Genomic DNA, 19,052 nt, shown 5'->3' with positions numbered 1-19,052 from the left:
CCCACGGCGCGGGCGACCTCCCGGTGGGAGGCGCCCTTACGACCAGGCGCGAGCCGAGCGTGGCGGATGTCCATCCGTCGCAGCGCCTCTCGGCCCGCACCCGGGACGCTATCAAGGAAACGCCCGCGACGGGGGTCAGGAGGACGGTTTCGGGGCGGCGACGGGGCTGCGGTGGCCGGCCGTGTCGACCGCCCGTACGCCGAAGAAGACGTTGTCCTTGGACAGGTCGACGGTGACCGTGTCGACCTTGCCGACCGGCAGGGTGTGCTGCCAGTCGGAGGCGGTCGTCTCGCGCCACACCAGTTCGTACCCGGCCAGATCCGGTTCGGTGCCGGGCTGCCAGCGCAGGGTGGTGTCGTTGGTGAGCCGGGTGGTGTCGATGACGACACCCTTCGGGGTGCCGGGCGCCTGGGCGAGCGACCAGAGGGCGGCGGCGTTGACCCGGGCCACGCGGGCGATGTAGGCGAAGTCGCAGAACTCGGGCAGGTCGCCGTACTGGATGCCGTTCTCCACCCGTACGTCCTGGTGTTCGTGGTTGAAGTTTTCTCGTGGCTCGGTGAAGCGGGCGGCGGGATAGCCGCGCAGCAGGAAGGAGATGTGGTCGCTGCCGCGCAGGTAGCGGTCGCGGCGCCAGATGACGCGGACGTTCATGCCGTCGGGTTCGGCGCCCTTGACGAAGCGGCCGAGCTGGCGGGACGGGCCGTCGTTCTCGCCGCCGACGCTGCGGCGGACGTTGGCTTCGGCGGCGGTCTCCGAGGTGGGTACGCCTTCGACGAAGAGCCGGACGGTACGCGGGTCGTTGCGGGTGCCGTCGTGGGCGTCACCGGTGCCGACGATGTCGTTGCTGAACATGCCCTGGATGTCGGCGCCGGCGTCCTTGAACTGCTGGGCCATGTGGTCGGAGCCGTAGAGTCCCTGTTCCTCACCGGCGACCGCCGCGAACACCAGCGTCGCCTCCGGTTGCCGGGTGGCGAGCACCCGGGCCAGTTCCATGATCACCGCCACGCCGGAGGCGTCGTCGTCGGCGCCCGGGGCGTCCTTGACCGCGTCCATGACGTCGGTGACCCGGGAGTCGTAGTGGCCGGTGACGACGTAGATCCGTTCCGGGGTGACGCTGCCGCGCAGGGTGGCGATGACGTTGGTGATCCGGGTCGGCGCCGGGACCCGGGGTGAGATCGGCTGAATGAACGACTGCTGTTCGACGGTCATCCGGCCGCCGCTGGCCGCGGCATACCCCTGCAACTCGGCGAAGATCCAGTCGCGGGCGGCGCCGATGCCGCGGTTCGGGTCGTCCTGCACGGACAGGGTGTGCCGGGTGCCGAAGGAAACCAGTCTGCGGACGACCGCCTCGATCCGCCGGTGGTCGATCTCGCGGAGGATCCGTTGCAGCTCACGGTCGGGGGCGGAGGCCGCGGCCGGGCCGGGAACGGCGACGCCGGCGGCTGTCGCCGCACCCGCCACCAGGATCGTACGTCTCGTGGACATGCGCCCCACTCTTCCCCGCCGGACCGCACATGTCCACGCTTATCGATGTCTTGCGCTGGATCTTCAGTCCACGATGACGTTCAGGCGCGGGAAGCGGCGGCGCACCTCGTCATCGTCGTCGAAGTCCCAGAATTCGGGCAGCGCCGGATAGTCCGCCCGATCCGGCAGCGCCTCGCCGGTGTGCTCCCAGTAGACGAGGTTGGCGACGCCGAACATCTCCTCCGACTCGAGATCCTGCCCTGCCTGGACGGCCGGCACGTCGGCGAGGGTGTCCGGATCGGCGACGGCCCGTTCGAAGACCTCCCGGCCCTGCGACATCAGCCAGCCGCGGAAGTACTCGAATCCGTCGTCCGAGCATCCGCCGTTGATCAGGTAGGCGGCACCCCACAGATCCACCCGGTAGGACCGCGCCCGCAGCTCCCACTCGGCCCGCGCCAGCTCGGCCACCTCCTCCAGCGGCAGCTCATCGAGCAGCTGCCGCGCCCGCTCACCCACCTGGTCGCCGTCCGACGGCTCCTCCACCGAGGCGCGGGCCGCTTCCACCAGGTTCCAGAATCTCTCCACACTCACCCCGCGATGATCTCAAAAAACCCTTGGCGGTACGGGGGTGCCGACTGCCAGGGTGGGCGGATGGTGACCGTTCAGCGGGTACGGGTGCGCTGGGGCCCCGCGTCCCGTGGCGCGGCACGGGCGAACACCCGCCGCGGCCTGGACCGTCCGGTGTTTCTGCCCGATCCGCTGCCGCCCGGCGAGGTGGTCGCGCACGAGGTGCTGTTCGACGAGGCGAACGGCTACCGTCCGCGCGACGAGGTGCTGGCGGACAGCGAACGGGACCCGGGCGTGCGGCTGATGCTCCGCGACGGGCGGCTGATCGTCTCGCGGGCGGCCGGCGGGTCGGTCGCCTACCCACGCCGGATGCCGGCGTCGCGCCTGTTCACGCTGGCGCCGGGCGAGGTCGGCCGGTACCGGGCCAACTTCCGTCTCCTGGTCACCACCTGCCCCTGCAATCCGAGCTGGTACTACGAGAGCTGGACCGTCCACATCAGCAACGGCCCGGTGGATCCCGCCCGTTTCCGGCACGGCCCGGTCGATCACGACGTCGACCATCGCGTCAGCCTGTACGGCTCTTCTCGTCGCCGGTGAGTCCGTCGGTCGCCGTCCTGTGCGGGATCGTCCTGGCGGGATCGTCGGTGCAGCGGCTCAGCGGAATGGGTTTCGCCCTGGTGGCCGCGCCGGCGCTGGTGCTGCTGCTGGGCCCGGGTGACGGGGTGGGGCTCGCCAACTGCGCGGCCGCGGCGATCAGCCTGATCGGCCTGGTGGGCGGCTGGCGGCGGGTCCGGGTGGCGTCGATGGTCCCGCTGGTCGTCGCCGCCGCCTGCACCGTACCGGTCGGCGCCTGGCTGGCCGCCGAGCTTCCCGAGCCGGTGCTGCTGACCATCATGGGCGTCCTGGTGACGGGGGCCGTGCTGACGGTGATGGCCGGGGCCCGCGCGCCCGCCCTGCGCGGCAGGCGCGGGGCGGTGGCGGCGGGCACCGTGTCCGGTTTCATGAACTCGGCGGCCGGGGTGGGTGGCCCCGCCGTCTCCCTGTACGCCGTGAACGCCGGCTGGACCGTCCGCGAGTTCGTGCCGAACGCCCAGTTCTACGGCCTGATCGTGAACGTCCTCTCGATCGCCGCGAAGGGCCCGCCCACCCTGGCGGCCCCGGTGTGGCTGCTGGCCGGCACGGCGATGGCGGCCGGCGTCCTAGTCGGCGCGATGCTGGCCGGGCGGGTTCCGGAGCGGCGGGCACGCCGTCTGGTTCTGCTGCTGGCCCTCGCGGGTGGGCTCGCCACCGTCGGCAAGGGCGTGACCGCCTGGTGACCGCCCTGTCCTGTCAGGCGAGCCTCAGGTCGTCGGCGGTGAGGACCTGGCAGCCGAGGAGGCGGGTCAGGACGGTTCGCTGGATGGGCGTCAGGGGATTCACGAAGATCGCGGCGGCCACGTCCGCCGTCCGGCAGGCCTCGGCGATCTCGCGGATCTTGCCGTGGGTCATCAGCGTGCGGCGGGAGAAGGGCTCGGACATGCGGGCCGCGCCGCCGGGGCGTTCGTTCCAGCGGTCGGAGGCGCCGCGCCGCTGCACGAACCGGCCCACCACGCGACTGCCGCGGGACTCGGCCAGGGCGGCGAGTTCGTCGAGTCGTTCCTGGTAGCGCTTGTCCCTGGCCGAGAACAGACCGGCGACCACGACGGCGGCGCCGTCGAGCGGGTCGTCGATGCCGCGGTACTGCTTCACGGTGAGTTCCGGAGCCGGTTCAGGGCTGGAGGTGTGCTCGGGTGCAGCGGGTCACGTACGGCATGGTGATCTCGTCACGGCCGCGGGTGCTCGGGTGGGTGTCGAGGAGGTCCTCCACGCCGGCCAGCAGGTCGCGGCGTTCCGGTTCGGACAGGACGATCACGTAGCTGCGGGAGGCGACCATGTCCAGCAGCGCCTGCCGGTTCAGGGTGTGCCGCCAGCGGATCTCGGTGCGTTCGAGGCCGGCGAACGGCGTACCGATGACGGGGTTGGTGTCGATCTCCTGGCGGCTGTGCTGGTGGAGGATGTTGTCGAGGAGGGCGACCCACTCCTCGGTGTGGTCGCGGATGTTCCAGATGAGGCTGAGCGTGCCGCCGGGGCGCAGCACGCGGGCCGCCTCGGGGACGGCGCGGGCCGGGTCGACCCAGTGCCAGGCCTGGGCGGCGACGATGGCGTCCACGTCGGCGTCGGGAAGCGGGATCTGTTCGGCGGCGCCGTCGAAGATCGCGGCCTTGGGGGCGACGGCGGCGAGCTGGTCGCGCATCTCGGCGGACGGTTCGACGGCGACCACGTCGAGGCCGGCCTCGATCAGCAGCTGGGTGAGTTTTCCGGTGCCGGCGCCCAGGTCGAGGACGCGGCGGGCCGGGCGGGGGACGGACCATTCGACGGCGGAGCGCGGGTAGGGCGGGCGGCCGCGGTGGTAGGCGTCGGCGGCGCTGCCGAAGGATCCGGCGTGCAGTGTCCTGGACCAGCGGCGGGTGGCGCCCTGCCGGGTCATGCCGCAGGCTTTGCCGATCTCGTCCCAGCTGGCGGCGTGTTCGCGCCGGAGCCGGTTGATGATCTGGGTGCGGCGGGCCTCCGCCTCGGTGATCGACTCGGTGAGGCGTCGTAGTTCATCCAGCATGGACGCAACATACGTTGCCTCTCAGGCCAGAAGCAACAATCGTTGCCCACTAGGATCGGGTGCATGGCGGTCATCGCGCAGATCTCTCTCGGGGTAGAAGACGGTGAACGGGCCGGCACATTCTGGATGCGGGCGCTCGGGTACGTTCGCCGCCCGCCCCGCTGGGACGGCGACGACTGGATTGTGATCGAGCCGCCGCCCGGTGTGCCGGGAGCCCCGATCGCGATGGACGTCAGTGGGACGCCGGTGCAGGAGCAGCCGCGGATCCACTTCGACGTCGAGGCCGACCAGGGTGATCTCGGCGCCGAGGTCGACCGGCTGCTGTCGCTGGGAGCGCGGCGGGTCGACTGGCCGTACTATCCGGCGCCGGGCGAACGGCACCCGTCCGAGCCGCCGTACGTGGTCCTGGCCGACCCGGAGGGCAACCGGTTCTGCGTGAGCGCCCCGCTGATCAGTAGGTGAGCTCGCGCCGGACCGTCTTCTCGTGCACGGCGAGTTCGGCGTCGATGCGGGCGGCGTCGCCGTCGGTGAGTGTCACCGCGGCGCTCTGCCGGGGGCGCCGTTCGAGCATCGCGACGCGGAACCCGCTGGGCGGGTGCGAGGCGAACAACGAGACCTCCCTGTGGCACGAGATCCGGCGCAGCAACGGCAGACTCTCCCGGAGGTTCGCCCTCGCGGCGCGCGTCGCGTCGTACCAGGCCGCCATGCCGTTGCCGGCGCGGGCTTCGCGGCGCACCACGGTGTCGATCGGCACCAGTGCCACCAGGTGGTTCGCCAGGCCGAGCGCCGCGTCCGTGCCGCCTGCCCGTGCGGCCATCTCGTCGGCCAGGTATTCCGCGCGTTGCGAGTCCCGCTGGCTCGTCCACACGAGCAGCAACTGCAGCGCCCGGGCCACACCGGAGACGATCTTGCCGAACACCCAGGCGAGGATCGAGGCCACGTATTCGATGAACCCGCCGTTGTTCGGCGCCGCGACAGGCTCGAAGAGCCGGGCGATCTCGCCCAGGGTCGACTCGGCGACCTGTGTCAGCGGGCCGCGCCGGATGTCACCGTTCACGAAGTGACCCAGTTCGTGGCCGAGCAGCGCCACCCGTTCCTGCGGTTCGAGGGTCGCCCACAGCGGCAGTCCGAGGCAGAGCACCCGGGTGCGGCGTACGCCGACCGCGGTGGTGAACGCGTTCAGGTCTGATCCGATCATCAGCACCTGCGGTTTCGGCGCCCCGACCGCGACGGCGACGCGTTCGACCAGTTCGTACAGGTGCGGCGCCTGGCCGGGCTCCACGATGACGCCCTGGCCGGCCAGGGCGGACAGCCGCCCCAGGCGCGGCCGCAGCAGGTAGGCCACGCCGAGCAGGACGACGCCAAGCACCGTGAGCAGCCCGAAGAAGTCGGCGAAGAGCATCCAGAGGCCGAGTGCCCCGAGGGCGAACACGCCGAGGAGCAGCACGACCGCCGCCGTCAGGGTGGTCGCCCGGGCCACCGTCATCGTCCGGGGCGACAGCGGCCCGTCGGCGATGCCGGCGAACTGTGCTTCGGTCAGGCGGCTCGCCACCCGGTGCAACCGGCGGTCGACCCATCGCCAGCCGAACAGGACCGGCGTCTCCTGGTCCAGGTTCCAGTCACAGGCCGGGCACCACGGCTGGCGCAGACCGATGGTGACGGTGGCTTCCGTGCATCGCGGGCAGGCGGAGGACGGGATGGCGGGGGTCGCTGTCACGGCCGTGGATCTTGCCTGATCATGGGCTTGTTGATCAAGCCGTCCGGCGCCCCGGCCCGCTGGGAGGGTCGTGCCACACGTAGAGATCAAAACTCACGCGCTAGGTTAACGCTGATGAATGGCGACTGGGCGGCTCGGCTGAAGAACGCGACGAGCCGAGCGACCTTCCCGTACGAGGTCGACGAGCAGCAGGTCGGCCCACCGGCGCCGGACCTCGACCGGACCATGCCGTGGATGCCGGACGATCTGATCACCCTCTTCCGCGAGGTCGGCCCGATCTCCCTGCCGGACATCGGCAACGGCTACTTCCTCTACCCGCCGACGCCCGTCGACCGGCCGGACCGGCTCGACGACGCGGAGATCGTCGTCTTCGGCAGCAACGGCGGCGGCGACCAGTACGTCCGCACCCTCGCCGACGGCCGCGTCCTCCGGCTGCAGGGTCTCGCGTACATCGATGGGGTTTTTGTCTCGAACGACGTCGGCGCCGAACGAGTGGGCGACGACCTGGCGTATTTCCTGGACCGGCTGGTGGTGGCGGTGGAGGCGTTCGCCGACCACGGCCACGTCACCGATCTCTGACCCCGGGTTGACCGTCGTGTTCGGGGCCGGATAGGTTCGCGAGACAACCGAAAACTTCGCCGCTGCAACCGTCGCGGGAGAGTCCCCACCCTGGTGGCGGGGCGCCGAAGGAGCAACTTCTCCCTCAGAATCTCTCAGGCTCAGGTACCGCGACCGGTCAGGCGACTCTGGAAAGTCGGTCCGCCGCCAGCGGTCCGCGCCCACGGTGCAAACCGCCTCGGCGGTGAACCTCTCAGGCCCCATGACAGAGCGAGGGAGGCCCACCCGCTACCACAGGAGCCTCCTTCGTGAGACGCACCGCGCTGTTCGACGTCCATTCCCGCCTGGGCGCGTCCTTCACCGATTTCGCCGGCTGGTCGATGCCGCTGCGCTACGGCAGTGATCTGGCCGAGCATCACACGGTCCGGGACGGCGCGGGCCTGTTCGATCTGAGCCACATGGGCCGGATCCGGGTGTCCGGCGATCCCGCCTTCCTGGACTGGGCTCTGGTCGGCCGGATGTCGGCGGTGAAGGTGGGTCGCGCCAAGTACACGATGCTGTGCCACACCAACGGCGGGGTTCTCGACGATCTGGTGGTCTACCGGCTGGCCGAGCGGGAGTTCCTGGTGGTGGCGAACGCCGCCAACGCCGCGGTGGTGCGGGCCATGCTGGGCGAGCATGCCAACGGGTACGACGTACGCGTCGACGAACAGCCCGGCGTCCTGATCGCGGTGCAGGGCCCGATGTCGCTGGACGTGCTCGGCACCGGCGCTGACCTGCCCTACTACGGCATCCGCCCGGACCGGCTGGACGGCCGGGAGGTGCTGCTGGCCCGTACCGGCTACACCGGCGAGGACGGTTTCGAGATCTACTGCTCGGCCGGCGACGCCCCGGCGATCTGGGAGTGGGCGGCCGCGCGTGGTGCCCGTCCTTGTGGGCTGGCCTGCCGGGACACGTTGCGCCTGGAGGCCGGGATGCCCCTGTACGGCCACGAGCTGTCGGTGCGCTCGACCCCGTTCCATGCCGGGCTGGGCCGGGTGGTGGCCCTGGACAAGACGGACTTCGTGGGCGCCGCGGCGTTGCGGTCGGTGGCCGCCGCGGGTCCGGGGACGCTGCTCGCCGGGCTGGTGACGGAGGGCCGCCGGGCGCCCCGGGCCGGTTACCGGGTGCTGCACGAGGGCACGGATGTGGGTGTGGTGACCAGTGGCGCCCTCTCCCCCACGCTCGGCCATCCGGTGGCGATGGCCCAGGTGGCGGCCGCTCTGGCCGTACCGGGAACGAAACTCGCCGTCGACATCCGCGGCACCCGGGTGGACGCCGAGGTCGTCGCCCTGCCCTTCTACCGTCGTACCCGCTGAGGAGCCGACCGTCAGCTTCTCGGCCCTGAAGGACCGAGCTCGCGTCAGCGAGTTCGGTGTGGAGGGGACGGCTGACCAGCCCGAGACACCTTGAAGGAGGTGACTACGTTGCACATGAGACAGTCGACCCACTCCGGCGTGCTTCCTCAGCGCCGGACTCTGGAATCCGTGTCAGCAGACAAGCCGACGAGAGCGCACGAAACGGGACACGGACACCGCGACCCTGTCGCGGTACCTGGTGTGCGACATGGGCGAGGGGAGACCACTGCCCCGCATGCGGGGCAGTGGCGTCACCCGGGCGGGCAACCGTCCGGAGGCCGGGGCCGTGAGACCCCACCAACCCATCATCCGGTCGTGCTCGTCCTCGACAAGCACGGCCGGCCACTACAACCGTGCACCCCCGCCCGTGCCCGCAAACTGCTCGCCGCCGGCCGCGCCGTCGTGCACCGGCACACCCCGTTCGTCATCCGCCTCAAAGACCGCACCGTGCAAGACTCTGAGATCCAGGGGGTCGAGGTCGGTGTGGACCCGGGGTCGAAGGCGACCGGCGTCGCCGTGTTCACCACGCGGGCCGGCGCCCGTACCGGGCTGCTCGCCATCGAAATCCGGCACCGGGGCGGGCAGATCCGCGACAAGCTGACCGCCCGGGCCGCGCTGCGCCGCGGCCGCCGGTCACGCAACCTGCGCTACCGGGCACCACGGTTCAACAACCGCGCCCGGCCGCAAGGCTGGCTCGCCCCGTCGCTGCGGCACCGGGTCGACACCACGATGTCGTGGGTTGACCGGCTGCGCCGGTGGACGCCGGTCACACAGGTGCACGTCGAGACGGTTGCGTTCGACACCCAGCTGCTGCAGAACCCCACCATTCAAAGTACGGAATATCAGGCCGGCGAACTCGCCGGGTACGAGGTCCGCGAGTACCTGCTCGAGAAATGGAAACGCCGCTGCGCCTACTGCAACGCCACGGGGATACCGCTCAACATCGACCACATCCACCCCAGAGCGCGAGGCGGCTCCGACCGGATCGCGAACCTCACCCTGGCATGCGTCCCCTGCAACCAGGCCAAAGGCTCCACACCGGTGGACGTGTTCCTCACCGACCGGCCCGCCGTGCTCGCCCGGATCCTGCGCCAGGCGAAGACACCGCTGCGCGACGCCGCCGCGGCGAGTTCGACCCGGTGGGCGTTGTGGCGGGCGCTGACCGGCACCGGCCTGCCGGTGCAGGTTGCTACCGGCGGCCGCACGAAATGGAACCGGCACCGCACCGGCGCACCGAAAACCCACACCCTCGACGCCCTGCACACCGGCGCGCTCGACACCGTCGTCCGCTGGCCGAACACGACGCTGGTCGCGACGTCAACGGGCCGGGGCAGCTACGCCCGCACCCGCAGCAACAGGTACGGCTTCCCCCGCCTACACCTACCCAGGAAGAAACAGGTCCACGGCTTCGCCACCGGCGACCTCGTCCACGCCGTCGTCCCGACCGGTGTCAAACGGGGCACGCACACCGGCCGGGTCGCCGTACGCACCACCGGCAAGTTCAACATCCGCACCACAACCAGACTGGTCCAAGGAATCCACCACCGGCACATCCGGCTACTGCAACGCGCTGACGGCTGGGCCTACACCCGCCAACCCGAAGGACAACCAACCCATGCCTGACATAAACCCGCCGGGCCGTACCGGGCCTTCTCCTGGTCTGGAAGGACCGGGTTTCCGCCCTAATGACGCGATGATCCCCGAGAACCTGCGCTACAGCCGTGACCACGAGTGGCTGACCGAGGGCTCGCCGGCGACGGTCGGTGTGACGGCGTTCGCCGCCGATGCGCTCGGCGATGTCGTGTTCGTGGAGCTTCCGGAGCCGGGCACGCTGGTCAAGGCCGGTGACCCGTGCGGTGAGATCGAGTCGACGAAGTCGGTGAGCGAGGTCTACGCCCCCGCCGACGGTGAGATCGTCGAGGTCAACGTCACCCTGAGCGACGAGCCAGGCTTGATCAACACCGATCCGTACGGCGCGGGCTGGCTCTTCAAGCTCCGCGTGACCGGCGATGCGGACCTGCTGGACGCGGCCGGCTACACCGCCCTGGTGTCATGACGGTCTCGGTCTTCGACCTGTTCTCCGTCGGGATCGGCCCGTCCAGTTCGCACACGGTCGGGCCGATGCGGGCGGCGCGCATGTTCGCCGCACATCTGGCCGGTGTCGACCACGTGACGCGGGTGCGGGCCGAGCTGTTCGGCTCGCTGGGCGCCACCGGTCACGGGCACGGCACGCCGAAGGCGGTGCTGCTGGGGCTCACCGGCGCCGATCCGGAGACGGTCGACGTGACGACCGCCGACGAGCGGGCCGCCCGCATCCACGCCGAGGGGCGGCTGCCGCTGCCGCACGGTCCGGCGGTGGAGGTGGATCTGGTGCTGCACCGGCGGCGGACGCTGCCGGAGCATCCCAACGGGATGACGTTCGCCGCCTTCGGCGCCGACGGCACGGAGCTGCTGGCCAAGACCTATTTCTCGGTCGGCGGCGGCTTCGTGATCCCGCAAAACCCTGCCGGCGTACGGGAGACGCGCGCGCGTGCGGCGTACGCGGAAGTCCCGTACCCCTTCTCGTCGGGTGCGGAACTGTTGTCGCTCACCCGGGCCACCGGTTTGTCGATCGCCCGGTTGATGCTGGCGAACGAGGCCGTCGCGCGGCCGGAGGCCGAGGTCCGCGCCGGGCTGCTGAGCATCTGGCAGGTGATGCGCGAATGTGTGGCGGCCGGCCTGGACGCCGAGGGTGTGCTGCCGGGCAGTTTGAAGGTGCGCCGCCGGGCGGCCGGGATCGCCCGGCAGCTACGGGCGTCGGGTCACCGTGACGAGCTGGCGATGGAGTGGCTGACCGTCTACGCGATGGCGGTGAACGAGGAGAACGCGGCCGGCGGCCGGGTGGTGACCGCGCCGACGAACGGTGCGGCCGGGATCATTCCGGCGGTGCTGCACTACTCGGGTGCGCAGGGCGATGACGTGGTGCGGTTCCTGTTGACGGCGGGTGCGATCGGCCTGCTGTTCAAGGAGAACGCGTCGATCTCGGGCGCCGAGGTGGGCTGTCAGGGCGAGGTGGGCTCGGCGTGCGCGATGGCCGCGGCCGGCCTGGCCGAGGTGCTCGGCGGCACCCCGGAGCAGGTGGAGAACGCCGCCGAGATCGGCATGGAACACAACCTGGGCCTCACCTGCGACCCGGTCGGCGGCCTCGTGCAGATCCCGTGCATCGAGCGCAACGGCATGGCCGCGGTCAAGGCGGTCACCGCCGCCAGGATGGCGCTGCGCGGCGACGGCCGCCACCACGTCTCCCTCGACAAGGTCATCAAGACCATGAAGGAGACCGGCGCCGACATGAAGATCAAGTACAAGGAGACGGCCCGCGGCGGTCTGGCCGTCAACGTCATCGAGTGCTGAGCCGTAGGATCGCCTTTCATGGCAGAGCAAACTCAGACTCTGAGGTTCCAGGGCGCGGTGAACCTGCTGGTCCGCGGCCTGCTGCGGCTCCCGCTGGTGTCCCGCGGCATCGGCCGGCGGCTGATCACGCTGTATGTGGTCGGCCGCCGGTCGGGTAAGCGGTACACGGTTCCGGTCGCCTACACGTGGCATGGGAACGAGATCCTGATCGGCACGCCGTTCGCGTGGGCGCGCAATCTACGGACCGGCTCACCGGTCGACGTCCGCTACCTGGGCCGGCGCCGGACCGCCGACGTCCGGGTGGAGACCGGTGAGTCCGAGGTGGTCGCCGCATACGAGGTGATCGCCCGGGACAACCGGAACTTCGCCGGCTTCAACAACATCGGGTACGCGGCGGACGGCACTCCGAACGCCGAGGACCTGCACCGATGCTGGACCCAGGGAGCACGCGTCATCTATCTCTCCATCAGTCCTTCGTAATTCCGGCGGCCGCTACCTCGCAGGTGGGAGACGGACGGCCGGTGCGATTTCCCGGCCGGGGATGCCTCATTCTGTTCGATGTCCGTTGAAATTGGCCGCAGATGGACTTCTCGTGATGGGAGATCGATGTCGACGGTGATGGTTGTCGATGACGACCCGACCTGCCGGGACTTCCTGCGCACCTTGCTGGGTTACCGGGGGCATGAGACCTGTGAGGCCGCTGACGGCGGCACCGCGTTGTCGCTGGCACGCCGGCGCCCACCGGATGCGGTGATCACCGATGTCATGATGCCGCATCTCGACGGCTACGAACTGGCTCGCCTGCTGCGCATCCAGCCGGCGACCCGGCACATTCCGATCGTTTTCAGCACCGCGCACTACGGCCACGACGAGATCGAGCCGATGGCCCGTGCCTGCGGGGTTCGGGATGTCATCTTCAAACCGGCGCAACCGGGCATGGTCCTGGCCACGATCGATGCCCTCCTGGGTTCCGGGAGCGTCGCGGAGCAGACGGTCGGGCTCGCCGGATCGGTCGATGCGGCCGCGGGCGTGCCGCTGGGCCGGCAACCCGTGCTCCCGGCCGACGACCTGATGGACCTGTGGCTGAACCTGGCCACGGACTGCGCCGACCGATTGGCCGAGACTCATCAGCTCACCCGTTCCGGCCTGTGGGACCTCGACCTGGATTCCGGCATGATCGTGCTGTCCACCGGGTTGTGCGACCTGCTCCGGCTTCCGTCCGCCGGGGTGCGCCTCGAACAGTTGCGGCAGCGTGTGCATCCGGACGATCTGGCCAGGCTGCTGACCGTCGCCGGGAAGGTGTGGCGTACGGGTGAACCCGACCGGACCGAGATACGCGTCGCGGCCATGGACGGCGTCGTCCATGAACTGATCGTGTCGTGCCGGGCGACGACGCCGGGGCGGCGGGCCGGACAGGCGCCGCGGACCATGCGGGGAGTCGCCCAGGATGTCACCCAGATCCGCCATGCTCAGCGTGCCAGCCAGCAGGCGCAGACGCAGTGGCATGCGGAGCGCCGCGCCGCCGACTCGTTCCACCGGGCCGTGTTGCCCAGGGAACTGCCCACGGTGACAGGTGTGGAGGTGGGGGCGATCTATCTGGCCGCCCCCGAACGGCTGGACATCGGCACCGGCTGGTACGACGTCCAGCAGGTTCACGGCGGCCGGATCCTGCTGTCGGTCGGTGAGGTGGCCGGCCACGACCAGCCGGCCGCGGCGGCGATCGCCTCGATTCTGGCGGCGCTGCGGGCGTACTCCCACGAGGATCCCGATCCGGGCCGCGTGCTGACCCGGCTCAACCGGCTGCTGACCGCCAGCCTTCCGGGCGACACGTTCGCCACCGCCGTCGTCGCGATCTACGATCCCGAAACCGGCTGTCTGTGTCTGGCGAACGCCGGTCACCCCGTACCCCTGCTGCTTCTGCCCGGCGGAGCCGGTGATCCGGGGGTTGTCCCGCTGCGGCGGGAAGACCCGGCGCTGGGCGTCTTTCCGGACGCCGAGTTCTCCGGCCAGTACCTGGCCATGCCTACGGGTGCGGTGCTGTGCGCCTACACCGACGGTTTGATCGACCGTCCCGGCGGTCCGCAGGCGTCCGATGCGCGACGGCTGCCGCAGGTCGCCGCGCAGGCGTTCGGTGAACTGGAGGCCGACCACTCGCGGCAGCTGCCGGACGCCCAGGAGCTGGCCGAGCGGATCGTCCGGGAGATGCTCGAGGGCGACTCCCCCGACGACGACGTCTGCCTCGCCGTCCTCTGGGTGTCCGCTTAGGCCGCCGGGCGACAGGTCAGCGCCGGCCCGCTCCGAGCGAGTGATCCACGAGCCGGAGCAGGTCCTCGATGTCGTACGGCTTGGTCAGGCAGCACAGCGCGCCCTGGGCCAGGACCCGTTCGTGGACGGCGTCGTCGGTCTCGCCGCTGACCACGATCACCGGAATGGCCCGGGTGGCCGGTTCGGCCCGGAGCTGGGTGAGCACCTGTTCCCCGCTGATGTCGGGCAGGGTGAGGTCGAGCAGCACCAGGTCCGGGTGAAGCCGGGCGGCGCTGTCGAGTCCGGACCGGCCGTCCGGCGCGGAGTCGAACACCACGTCCGGGCGGCTGCTGAGGATGCGTTCGACGAGGATGGTGTTGATGGCGCTGTCCTCGATGTAGAGCACGGTTCCCGCCACCGTGGCGGCCTCGGCACTCTGGGGCTGGTCGGCTGACACCGGACACCTCAATTCGTGGTGGTCGAAGTGGTACGGGCGTCCAGCACGGCGCGGACCTTCTGGGTGATCCCGGTGGCCGTGTAGGGCTTTTCCAGGAAGGCGACGGTCGGGTCGTCCTGGTTGAGGACGAGCACGCCGCGGGTGTGCGCGGACGTGAAGATCACTGGTAGGCCCGGCCGCATGGCGGTGATCCGGTCGGCCAGTTGCCGGCCGTTCATGCCCGGCATGATGACGTCGGTGACCAGCAGGCTGATGTCCGGGTTCCCGCGAACGATCTTGAGGGCCTGACGGCCGTCGGCGCCGGACAGGACGTGATATCCCGCGGTCCGCAGAATCCGTTCGGTGAGCATCCGTACGGCGGGATCGTCCTCGATGAACAGGATCGTCTCGGTCCCGGTCGCCAGCTCCTGCGGCATTGGCTGGGCGGGGATGTCGACGGGCGGCGCCGTGGTGATCGGCAGGTGCACCTCGACGACGGTGCCCCGTCCCGGTGCCGAGTCGACCCGGATGTGCCCGTCGGCCTGGGCCACTATGCCGTACACGGTGGACATTCCCAGGCCCGTGCCTTTGCCCTGCTCCTTGGTGGTGAAGAACGGTTCGAAGATCCGGGCGGCCACCTCGGCGGACATGCCGTCACCGGTGTCGGCGACGGTGATCAGAGCGTAGTCCCCGGGTTGCCCGCCCAGCTGGATGGCCAGCTCGTGACCGACGTCGACGTGGTCGGTGGCGATGGTCAGGATACCGCCGCCCGGCATCGCGTCACGGGCGTTGACGGCCAGGTTGACGATCACCTGCTCCAGCTGACCGGGATCGGCTCGTACCGGCAACGACGGCACCGCGGTCGTCACCACCAGCTCGATGTCCTCGCGGATGAGCCGGTGCAACATCTCCTCGAGGCCGGTGACCAGGCCCACCACGTTCACCACCCGTACCTCGGTGGCCTGGGTCTGGGAGAAGGCCAGCAACTGCCGGGTCAGCGCCCCGGCCCGGGTCGCCGCCTCCCGGATCATGGTGAGGTCGCGGGAGGACGCCTCGTCGGCCCGGGCCATCAGCAGGGCCGCGTAGCCGTCGATGACGGTCAGCAGGTTGTTGAAGTCGTGCGCCACCCCGCCGGCGAGCTGGCCCACCGCGTCCAGCTTCTGCGCCTGGCGCAGCTGTGCCTCGACGTTCTTCTGCTCGGTCACGTCAGCGACCATGGCGAGGACACCGTGGTCGCCGGCCCGCGCGGTCAACGCGATCTGCGCCCACATCACCCGGCCGCCGTCGCGGAGCAGCCCGACCTCGAGCCGGCGGGTTCCGCCTTCCAGGGCCCCGGCCAGCTCCCGCTCGGCAACCTGCCGGTCCGCCTCGGCCACCAGCTCCAGCACCGTCGTTCCCGGCAGCCCGGCGGCCGGCCGGCCCAGCATCTCGGCGAACCGGCTGTTGGCGTACCCGATCCGTCCGTCGCCGTCGAGAAGCAGCACACCTTCGCTGGTGGTCTCCACGATGCCGCGGTAGCGCTCCTCGCTGGCACGCAGCGTCGCCTCCGTGGCCTGCCGCAGCCGTAGGTCCTCGAACACGGCGGCGCCGCGCACCAGCGCCGGGAACCGGCCGCGCAACGTCCAGTACCACACCGCGACCGCGGCGGTCGCGAGGTCCCAGCCGACGTTGAAACTCGATCCGAACGCATGGCGCATGGCGATCCCCGAATGCATTCCCCAGCCGAAATAGGGAAGCACGAGGTGCACCGTATGTGAGCCGTGGTGCACGGCACAGCTGAAGAAGATCGCCGCGGTCGCCAGGCCGAGCGGATTTCTGCGCCATTGCCGTGCGCGCCACAATCCTCGCCCGATAGCAAGGGAGATCGCCAGATAGGCCACGAGAATAATCGCGTTGGCCAAAGCGGCCAGTTGCCAGGGCTCCACGGTTCACACACCATCCGGCCACGTCGATCGGCCAAGGCCAAACCATATCCACAGGCGAGCGCGACCGGCTATCGCTCGATCGGGGTACGCCCGTCTCCGGCGATCGTCAGGTCTCCACCGGGCGGGACAGGGCGTTGATCAGGTCCAGCAGCTGCCGGGCGCTCTGCTGCACGAGTTCGAGCTGGCGTTCCTGTTCGTCGTTGAGCGGTCCGGGCAGGCGCAGCAGCAGCGTTCCGGTGAAGCCGATGACGGCCTGCAAGGGGGTACGCAGCTCGTGGCTGGTGCCGGCGGGCAGCAGGACCCGGGTGTGGTTCGCCTTCTCCGGCTCGGCGGGCGGCACGGACAGCCGGCGAGCCCCTCGAACGTCACGGGAGATGGCGGCGACACCGACGATCCTGCCGGTGTCGTCGGCGATGGGCGAGACACTCAGACGGACGGTGACGGTGCTTCCGTCGCGGTGGATCCGCTCGGTCACGTACTGGTCGAGCTGCTCGCCGCCGGCGACCTGGCGGAGAACCGCCGCCTCGCGGGCCCAGCACCAGCGCGGATAGAGCTTCTCGGCACGCCTGCCGATGATCTCTTCGGCGTGGTAGCCGTAGAGCCGTTCGGCCGCCCGGTTCCAGGCGGTCACCACACCGTCGAGCGTCCCGCCGACAATCGCATCGTGCGACGAACGCACGATATCCGCGAGTCGGACGTCCTCTTCGTCGACCGGCTTTTCCCGGCCCGCGGGCCGGCCGAAATCTTCGTCGGGAGTGGTCATAAAGGAATCCGCCAGAGGCGTTCTCGTGGCAGGGCCGGTGGAATGACCATGCAACAACACCTTCCGCTGAGTTAACCGACAATTCTCGGCGAATACGCTAGTCCTCCAGCTTTCATCGGCACAAGCTCCGCCAAGATCACCTCAATATCAGGTGAATGCCGGACCCGAGATGGTTGACGACATCGGCCAGGTCGGGTTCGCCGATCAGCAGCCGGGCGGCGAGCTCGGCGCCGGTCGTCTCCAGGGGTTGTGCGCGGCTCCAGCGCCACACCGATGCGAGGTCATCGCCGGCGCACTGCCAGCGGCTGGTGGCGTCCATCTGCCGAACGGCGTCGACCTCGGCAGGCGGTAGCGACAGGATCGTGTCGATGGGCCCGAACCGGCCGGCCCGGTAGCGGTCACCGTCCTCGCGGACCAGGATGCCGGCGGCCCGCATGAACGGGAGCACGTCCCGCTTCCGGCGCACCGGCGGCACGCCGAGCTGGGCGGCGTAGGCGTCGATCTTCGCGCCGGCGGGCAGCGGGTCGTCCATCCAGCCCGGTGGGAACAGGTGCGGCACCACGTGCCAGGCCTGCACCTGCTCGGCGGTGACCGGCCCGCCGTGCGCCTCGGCCGCGTTGATCACGACATAGACCACGGACATCACGTCGTACGGCAGCATGGCGTGCCAGCCGCTGTTGCGGGGCCCGATCGCCGGGGTGCTGCGGGCCAGCCAGACCGGGGGTTCGACGTTCTTGTCCGGCCAGAACCCGATCCGCCAGTCGTACCGGTGCTCGCCGGCGGTGTGGGCGGGCCGGCGGCGCACCCGGACGCGGAACCACTCCTCGTACCCGATCTCGAAGTCGACGGGCCCGACGCCGCCGGTCAGGGTGGTCAGCGACAGCCCACCGGAGCTGGACCGGTAGGGCGTCTCCATGGCGTCCGCCCAGTCGGCGTGGTCCTGGGGTGGGGCGGTGTCGTGCAGTTCGAGGACCACGCGGTGGACCCCGTCGCCGGAGGCCTGCCCGGTGAGCCAGCCGCCCCCGGCGCCGGCGAGGGTGCCGGCCGGCTCGTCGCCCCGATCCCGGTGCTGCGGAAGGTCCGGTTCCTCGTCGCTCCACTCGATGCTGGTGTCGCGCAGCACGAGAAGGCTGTACTCCGGCAGGTAGTCATCCTGTTCGAACACCCGTACAACGGCCACGACCCGGCAACTTACCCGAACCCCCCGTCCCCCGCTGACCCGTGATCGGAACCTGGCGATCTTGGACGCTTTCCCCCCGATTCGGGTGGCGAGCCGCCCATGCTCGTGCCTCCAGCCGCCCGGATCTCGCCTGTTGTGCCGCGGCTGCCGGAGGTACATCGGGAGGCGGGGCATCCGGCGCGGCCGCGGGAGACGGCGGTGCCGGGCGGTCAGCGGGTGACGATGCGGAAGACCGGGAAGCCGGGGGCGGCGGCCGCGATGTCGGCCTCGGGTGAGTCGGCTTTCAGACCGTCGAAGAAGGCGCCCGTCTCCCACGCCCACTTGCGCAGGTAGAGGCGGATCAGCGGCGGCTTGGCGGCATCCTCGACCTCGACCGCGGTGAACGCTTCGGTGCGGCGGCCGAGGCGGAGCTCACCTTCTCCGGCGGCGCGCAGGTTGCGTACCCATTGGGTGTGTCCTCGCGGCGCGAGCAGATAGCGCTCGCCCTCGTGGGTGAAGAGGTTGACCACCGTCGTGCGAACCTCGCCGCTCTTGCGGCCCCGGACGGCCAGGACGCGGCTGCCGAGCAGGCTGATCCCCCGGGCGGTGAGCCACTTGGCGAGGTCGTTGAACAGGTTGCTGGCGCTGTTGGCTGCCAGGTATCGCATGACGCCTCCCGGATCCATGAGAGCACTGCTCTCTCCTGAGAACAGTGAACGGCAGACACTCGCTCACTGTCAAGAGCAGTGCTCTCATATAGGAGCATCAGACACCGCCGGAGTTCCGGGGGACGACGCGGT

General features: G+C 70.4%; 20 protein-coding genes and 2 riboswitches. Of the genes, 10 read left to right on the top strand and 10 right to left on the bottom strand.

The features are described 5' to 3' along the window. Window positions 1–21: 21 nt before the first annotated feature. A riboswitch (S-adenosyl-L-homocysteine riboswitch) is annotated at window positions 22–97 on the bottom strand. Window positions 98–135: 38 nt separating this feature from the next. Both BJ964_RS34380 and BJ964_RS34375 read right to left on the bottom strand, forming a co-directional pair. Then, the gene (locus tag BJ964_RS34380; RefSeq protein ID WP_188124538.1) at window positions 136–1,485 is read right to left on the bottom strand and encodes a M20/M25/M40 family metallo-hydrolase; all 1,350 of its coding nucleotides are present in this window, start codon (window positions 1,483–1,485) and stop codon (window positions 136–138) included. Window positions 1,486–1,548: 63 nt separating this feature from the next. Further along, window positions 1,549–2,055: a DUF4240 domain-containing protein gene (locus tag BJ964_RS34375; RefSeq protein ID WP_188124537.1), complete on the bottom strand. Its 507-nt coding sequence runs from the start codon at window positions 2,053–2,055 to the stop codon at window positions 1,549–1,551. A gap of 60 nt (window positions 2,056–2,115) precedes the next feature. On the opposite strand from BJ964_RS34375, the gene BJ964_RS34370 reads away from it, so the two are divergent. Then, entirely contained in the window at window positions 2,116–2,628 is a 513-nt protein-coding gene (locus BJ964_RS34370) for a hypothetical protein (protein ID WP_229807319.1), read from the top strand. Beyond that, window positions 2,625–3,347 (top strand): sulfite exporter TauE/SafE family protein, encoded by a 723-nt coding sequence (locus BJ964_RS34365; RefSeq protein ID WP_203832742.1) that lies wholly within the window; start codon window positions 2,625–2,627, stop codon window positions 3,345–3,347. Before BJ964_RS34370 ends, BJ964_RS34365 begins: the two co-directional genes overlap by 4 nt. Window positions 3,348–3,360: 13 nt before the next feature. Here BJ964_RS34365 and BJ964_RS49295 read toward each other — a convergent pair whose 3' ends face one another. Together BJ964_RS49295 and BJ964_RS34355 are read right to left on the bottom strand one after the other, a co-directional pair. Beyond that, a complete protein-coding gene (locus tag BJ964_RS49295) occupies window positions 3,361–3,759 on the bottom strand; it encodes an HflX-like GTP-binding protein (protein ID WP_203832743.1) in 399 nt (132 codons plus the stop codon). A gap of 19 nt (window positions 3,760–3,778) precedes the next feature. Next, window positions 3,779–4,663, bottom strand: coding sequence for a class I SAM-dependent methyltransferase (locus tag BJ964_RS34355; RefSeq protein ID WP_188124536.1), 885 nt, complete (start codon window positions 4,661–4,663; stop codon window positions 3,779–3,781). Between the two features lie 63 nt (window positions 4,664–4,726). Here BJ964_RS34355 and BJ964_RS34350 point away from each other — a divergent pair, with 63 nt between their 5' ends. After that, window positions 4,727–5,125 (top strand): VOC family protein, encoded by a 399-nt coding sequence (locus tag BJ964_RS34350; RefSeq protein WP_188124535.1) that lies wholly within the window; start codon window positions 4,727–4,729, stop codon window positions 5,123–5,125. Here BJ964_RS34350 and BJ964_RS34345 read toward each other — a convergent pair. Further along, window positions 5,115–6,380: a M48 family metallopeptidase gene (locus BJ964_RS34345; RefSeq protein ID WP_188124534.1), complete on the bottom strand. Its 1,266-nt coding sequence runs from the start codon at window positions 6,378–6,380 to the stop codon at window positions 5,115–5,117. The genes BJ964_RS34350 and BJ964_RS34345 overlap by 11 nt on opposite strands. Before the next feature lie 114 nt (window positions 6,381–6,494). On the opposite strand from BJ964_RS34345, the gene BJ964_RS34340 reads away from it, so the two are divergent. The 7 genes from BJ964_RS34340 (at window position 6,495) to BJ964_RS34310 (ending at window position 13,990) form a co-directional block, all read left to right on the top strand. Next, on the top strand, window positions 6,495–6,959 hold the full coding sequence (locus BJ964_RS34340; protein ID WP_188124533.1) for a hypothetical protein: 465 nt from the start codon (window positions 6,495–6,497) through the stop codon (window positions 6,957–6,959). Window positions 6,960–7,023: 64 nt separating this feature from the next. Then, window positions 7,024–7,119, top strand: a riboswitch (glycine riboswitch). Between the two features lie 127 nt (window positions 7,120–7,246). Next, window positions 7,247–8,296 carry a glycine cleavage system aminomethyltransferase GcvT gene (gene gcvT, locus BJ964_RS34335; RefSeq protein ID WP_188124532.1) on the top strand — a complete coding sequence of 350 codons (1,050 nt, stop codon included), beginning with the start codon at window positions 7,247–7,249 and terminating at the stop codon, window positions 8,294–8,296. A gap of 354 nt (window positions 8,297–8,650) precedes the next feature. Next, a complete protein-coding gene (gene iscB, locus BJ964_RS34330; RefSeq protein ID WP_188124531.1) occupies window positions 8,651–9,958 on the top strand; it encodes an RNA-guided endonuclease IscB in 1,308 nt (435 codons plus the stop codon). Window positions 9,959–10,028: 70 nt separating this feature from the next. Continuing rightward, window positions 10,029–10,391, top strand: a complete 363-nt coding sequence (gene gcvH / locus BJ964_RS34325; protein ID WP_188124530.1) for a glycine cleavage system protein GcvH — start codon at window positions 10,029–10,031, stop codon at window positions 10,389–10,391. After that, window positions 10,388–11,725 (top strand): L-serine ammonia-lyase, encoded by a 1,338-nt coding sequence (locus BJ964_RS34320; RefSeq protein ID WP_188124529.1) that lies wholly within the window; start codon window positions 10,388–10,390, stop codon window positions 11,723–11,725. The genes gcvH and BJ964_RS34320 overlap by 4 nt, the downstream gene beginning before the upstream one ends. An 18-nt stretch (window positions 11,726–11,743) precedes the next feature. Then, a complete protein-coding gene (locus tag BJ964_RS34315; RefSeq protein ID WP_188124528.1) occupies window positions 11,744–12,205 on the top strand; it encodes a PNPOx family protein in 462 nt (153 codons plus the stop codon). 126 nt (window positions 12,206–12,331) lie between these two features. Then, window positions 12,332–13,990 (top strand): fused response regulator/phosphatase, encoded by a 1,659-nt coding sequence (locus tag BJ964_RS34310; protein ID WP_188124527.1) that lies wholly within the window; start codon window positions 12,332–12,334, stop codon window positions 13,988–13,990. A gap of 16 nt (window positions 13,991–14,006) precedes the next feature. Here the strand turns inward: BJ964_RS34310 and BJ964_RS34305 are convergent, their stop codons facing one another. From BJ964_RS34305 to BJ964_RS34285, 5 genes are all read right to left on the bottom strand, one after another. Further along, window positions 14,007–14,426, bottom strand: coding sequence for a response regulator (locus BJ964_RS34305; RefSeq protein WP_188124526.1), 420 nt, complete (start codon window positions 14,424–14,426; stop codon window positions 14,007–14,009). Between the two features lie 8 nt (window positions 14,427–14,434). Then, window positions 14,435–16,144 carry an ATP-binding protein gene (locus BJ964_RS34300; RefSeq protein WP_229807318.1) on the bottom strand — a complete coding sequence of 570 codons (1,710 nt, stop codon included), beginning with the start codon at window positions 16,142–16,144 and terminating at the stop codon, window positions 14,435–14,437. Window positions 16,145–16,436: 292 nt separating this feature from the next. After that, window positions 16,437–17,093 carry a PAS domain S-box protein gene (locus BJ964_RS34295; RefSeq protein ID WP_188124524.1) on the bottom strand — a complete coding sequence of 219 codons (657 nt, stop codon included), beginning with the start codon at window positions 17,091–17,093 and terminating at the stop codon, window positions 16,437–16,439. Between the two features lie 136 nt (window positions 17,094–17,229). Next, window positions 17,230–18,273, bottom strand: coding sequence for a hypothetical protein (locus BJ964_RS34290; RefSeq protein WP_188124523.1), 1,044 nt, complete (start codon window positions 18,271–18,273; stop codon window positions 17,230–17,232). Window positions 18,274–18,482: 209 nt separating this feature from the next. Further along, window positions 18,483–18,920, bottom strand: a complete 438-nt coding sequence (locus tag BJ964_RS34285) for a nitroreductase family deazaflavin-dependent oxidoreductase (protein WP_188124522.1) — start codon at window positions 18,918–18,920, stop codon at window positions 18,483–18,485. Window positions 18,921–19,052: the final 132 nt, after the last annotated feature.

This window comes from Actinoplanes lobatus (genome assembly GCF_014205215.1).
In the GTDB taxonomy this organism is placed as follows: domain Bacteria; phylum Actinomycetota; class Actinomycetes; order Mycobacteriales; family Micromonosporaceae; genus Actinoplanes; species Actinoplanes lobatus.
Note: the sequence above shows the minus strand (reverse complement) of the source record. Positions and strands in the feature narration are given on the sequence as shown.